Origin of the sequence: uncultured Cellulomonas sp. (assembly GCF_963527515.1) — a bacterium.
In the GTDB taxonomy this organism is placed as follows: domain Bacteria; phylum Actinomycetota; class Actinomycetes; order Actinomycetales; family Cellulomonadaceae; genus Cellulomonas.
Window position 1 is genome coordinate 1 of record NZ_CAURTV010000185.1, and the last position, 3,402, is coordinate 3,402.

Consider the following 3,402-nt stretch of genomic DNA (forward strand, 5'->3'; position numbering starts at 1 on the left):
CCCGGCACCCCGTCGCGGCCACCGGTCCTGCCGAGCACGGCTGGCGCGCCGGCGTGCGCAGGGTGACGTTCGGCGGCATCGCCCCGGGACCCGGCCGGGCCGAGAGCCGACGCCGGGTCGCGGCGGCGTCCGTGCGCCGCACCCTGGACGGCCCGAAGACGATCGTCGTGATCAACCCGAAGGGCGGCGCGCACAAGACCACCGCGACCATGCTGCTGGCGGCCACGTTCGGCCTGCAGCGCGGTGGCTACACGCTCGCCTGGGACAACAACGAGACGCGCGGCACGCTCGGCTGGCGCTCGTCGCACGCCGACCACACCCGCACCGCCGTGGACCTGCTCAACGCGCTGCCCGCGCTCGGCCCGGCCGGCACCGTGCGGATCGGTGACCTCGACGGCTTCGTGCGCACGCAGCCCGCCGAGCAGTTCGACGTCCTGGCCTCCGACGAGAACTCCGCGTCGGCGTCCTCGGTCGACGCGGACTCGTTCACGGCCCTGCACCAGGTGCTCTCGCGGTTCTACCGGGTGCTCGTCATCGACACCGGCAACAACATGCGCGCCTCGAACTGGCAGGCGGCCGTCGGCGCCGCCGACCAGATCGTCGTCGTCTCGACCGTCCGCGAGGACACCGCGCAGTCCGCCGCCTGGGCGCTCGACGCGCTGCGCGCCACCGGTCACGACGAGGCGGTCCGCCGCGCGGTCACCGTGCTGTCCGCCCCGGAGCCCAAGGTCGACAAGGACCTGCAGAAGCGGCTGCGCTCGCACTTCGGCGCCCTGACCCGCGCGGTCATCGACGTGCCGCACGACAAGGCGCTCGTCGCCGGCGGCCCCATCGACTACGAGGCCCTGAGCACGACGACCCGCGACGCCTGGCTGCGGGTGACCGCGACGGTGGCCGACGGGCTCTGACGCCCAGGTCTCCGGAACCGCTGCGTCCACCCGAACCGCTCAGCTCAGCGCGGCCGCTCAGTTCATCGCGACGATGCGGAAGTAGAGGCCGGGACGGGTCTGGCCGAGCGGGACGGTGAGCACCTGGCCGGCGGCGTTGCGGTACGTCACCTGCTGGAGGAGCACCTGGTTCGCCTCGTTGTTGCGCGCCTGCTCGAGCGGCCAGAGGTTGTCGTACTCGTCCCTGCCTGCCCACTGCAGGTCACGCACGTGGTCCGCCTCGTAGGATCCCCAGGGGTAGCCGTAGTGGGCCAGGAGCCGGCGGAACTGGTCCTGCTTGCGGCCACCGCGCACCTCGCCGACCTGCGTGCGCGGCCACACCGAGCCGATCTTCGGGTAGTTGCGCCCGTTCACCTCGATGCCGACCTCGACGACGTCGATGCCGTCCCGGTCCTGCGCCTCCCTGCGGATGTCGGCGAAGCGGGGCGCCTTCGGCACCTCGAGGTAGTCGGGCTCGGTCAGGAAGTACCGCCGTCCCGCGGCCTCGATCGAGGGAGGGTAGAGGCGCGGAGACTTGAACCAGGTCATCGGGATGGGGTCGCTGGGGTAGCGCCCGGTGGGAACCGCCGCTGCTCCGCCGCCGCCGCCGGCACCTCCTCCGCCACCTCCACCGCCACCGCCCGCGGGCTGCGTCTGCGGCGTGAGCTTCTCGTCCGAGGTGGCTGCCGCGAAGATCTGCCGCGCCAGGTCGCCGAGCTGGAGCTGCTGGTCACCGAACGACATCTGCGGTGCGACGGCACTCGGCGGACCGTCCATGGCGAGCGCGAGCGTGGCGCCGTTGCGCCACCGGTAGCCGACGCTCTTGTTGACCAGGTCCCAGTTCTTGCGCCACGTGAACCCGAGCAGGCCGGCCTCGAGGAACGCGCGCAGCCCGAAGGACAGCGCGAACTCCGCCTGGGCCGCCTTGTCGAACCTCAACCGCACCGCACCCTGGTCGACGGTGAACCCGATGCGACCCCCGAAGTGGATCCCGGCAGTCGCCGACCCGCGGGCGTCGAGCCCCATGCCCAGGTGCGCGAGGTCGAACCCCCCGCCTCGCGCGACCGCCGCGATCTGGCCGCCCAGCGCGGCCGACAGGCCGATCGTCCCGCCGATGTCGAGGTCCGCCAGCCCACGGACCCGGCGGGCGAAGGGGGCCATCAGGGCCAGCCGCTTGGGACCGGCGCCCAGGATGCGCAGGGCGGCCGCCTGCCTGAGGTCGAGGCCGACCTGGATGTTGCGCAGAGCACCCGAGTAGCCGGCCTTCAGGGTCAGGGCGGCACCGCCGGACACGCGCAGGTCCACGCGGACGCCCAGGCTCGGGATCGGGACCGTGAGCAGGGTGAGCTCGCTGAGGGCCTGCTGGAACGCCTTCTCCGCGGTCCGCGGCGTGATGAAGTCCCAGTCGGGCAGGTAGACGATCTCGGATCCGGCCGGCCGGCGGCCCTCCCTGATCGCCTTGGTGCGCTCGCGGTCCTTCTTCATCGCGTCACCGAAGCGGCTGCGCGGCTCCAGCTGGCGCTGCAGCATCGGCGGGGTCCGGTGCGCGGGGGGACGCGACCGGTCCGCTCCGAGCGCTCGGACCACCGCGCGGTTGCCCGCGGTGCGCTGCAGGGCCAGCACCTCGCCCGGCACCCCCGACGGTCCCCGCGCGCGCGGGTGCGTGGGGTGCGCACCGGTGCGACGGTCCGGCAGGCGCTCCACCCTCGCGGCGACGGCTCCCCGCGGCTGCATCGGAGCACTCTCGCGGTCGACCGCGCTGCCCGCCACGGCGGTTCGTGCGCTCGCGAGGGCAGCGCCGCCTGCCCGATCGGGCAGGCGACCCGGAAACTCCTCGCGCGGGTGTCGCAAGATCCGGCGACCTCGCGACAGAGTGCAGGTGTAGACCTCGTTCGACCACCACCATCCCAGGGAGCACCGTGCCGTCGCGGACACCGAGCACGCCGGACCACGAGACCGTCCTGGTGCCCGGCGACGCGCCCTCGGACGACACCGCGCACGACGCCGCGTGGTTCGAGGCGTTGGTGCGCGAGCACGCGACCGCGGTGCACCGGTTCGTGGTCCGCCGCGCAGGTCGCGACGAGGCGGAGGACCTGGCCGCCGACGTCCTGACCGTGGCCTGGCGCCGGCGCGCGGACGTCCCCGACGGCGCCGAGCTGCCCTGGCTCTACCGCACGGCGGGGTTCGTCGTCGCCAACCACCGCCGCAAGGGCCGCCCGATCCCCGTGGCGGACGTCCCCGACGAGATCGACTCCGACGACCCCGCCGTGCGCGCGGTCCAGGAGGAGAGGGTGCGCGAGGTGCTGGGCGCCCTCAACCCGCGCGACCGGGAGATCCTCCTGCTCAACGCGTGGGAGGGCGTGTCCGGCGACGCGCTCGCGGCGGTGCTCGGCATCGGCCGCGGGGGAGCGGACGCCGCCCTGAGCCGCGCCCGCGCCCGGCTGCGCGAGGTGTGGGCGGCCGCGGAGGCCTGACC

The 3,402-nt window shown here is 74.2% G+C and carries 2 protein-coding genes and 1 pseudogene; 2 read left to right on the top strand and 1 reads right to left on the bottom strand.

What is annotated here, in order from left to right; translation table 11 throughout:
• Positions 1-908: pseudogene (locus tag RYN42_RS20055) on the top strand (chromosome partitioning protein); the annotation flags it as partial.
• A 57-nt stretch (positions 909-965) separates the two neighbouring features.
• Here the strand turns inward: RYN42_RS20055 and RYN42_RS20060 are convergent.
• On the bottom strand, positions 966-2,660 hold the full coding sequence (locus tag RYN42_RS20060; RefSeq protein WP_315099368.1) for a hypothetical protein: 1,695 nt from the start codon (positions 2,658-2,660) through the stop codon (positions 966-968).
• Between the two features lie 185 nt (positions 2,661-2,845).
• Between RYN42_RS20060 and RYN42_RS20065 the strand changes: the two genes are divergently transcribed.
• Complete coding sequence (locus RYN42_RS20065) at positions 2,846-3,400, top strand: RNA polymerase sigma factor (protein ID WP_399552554.1); 555 nt, start codon at positions 2,846-2,848, stop codon at positions 3,398-3,400.
• Positions 3,401-3,402: the final 2 nt, after the last annotated feature.

What these genes read in the sequence shown, in the direction of transcription:
- RYN42_RS20060 (WP_315099368.1), bottom strand. Translation starts at nt 2,660, where the DNA reads ATGCAGCCGCGGGGAGCCGTCGCCGCGAGGGTGGAGCGCCTGCCGGAC.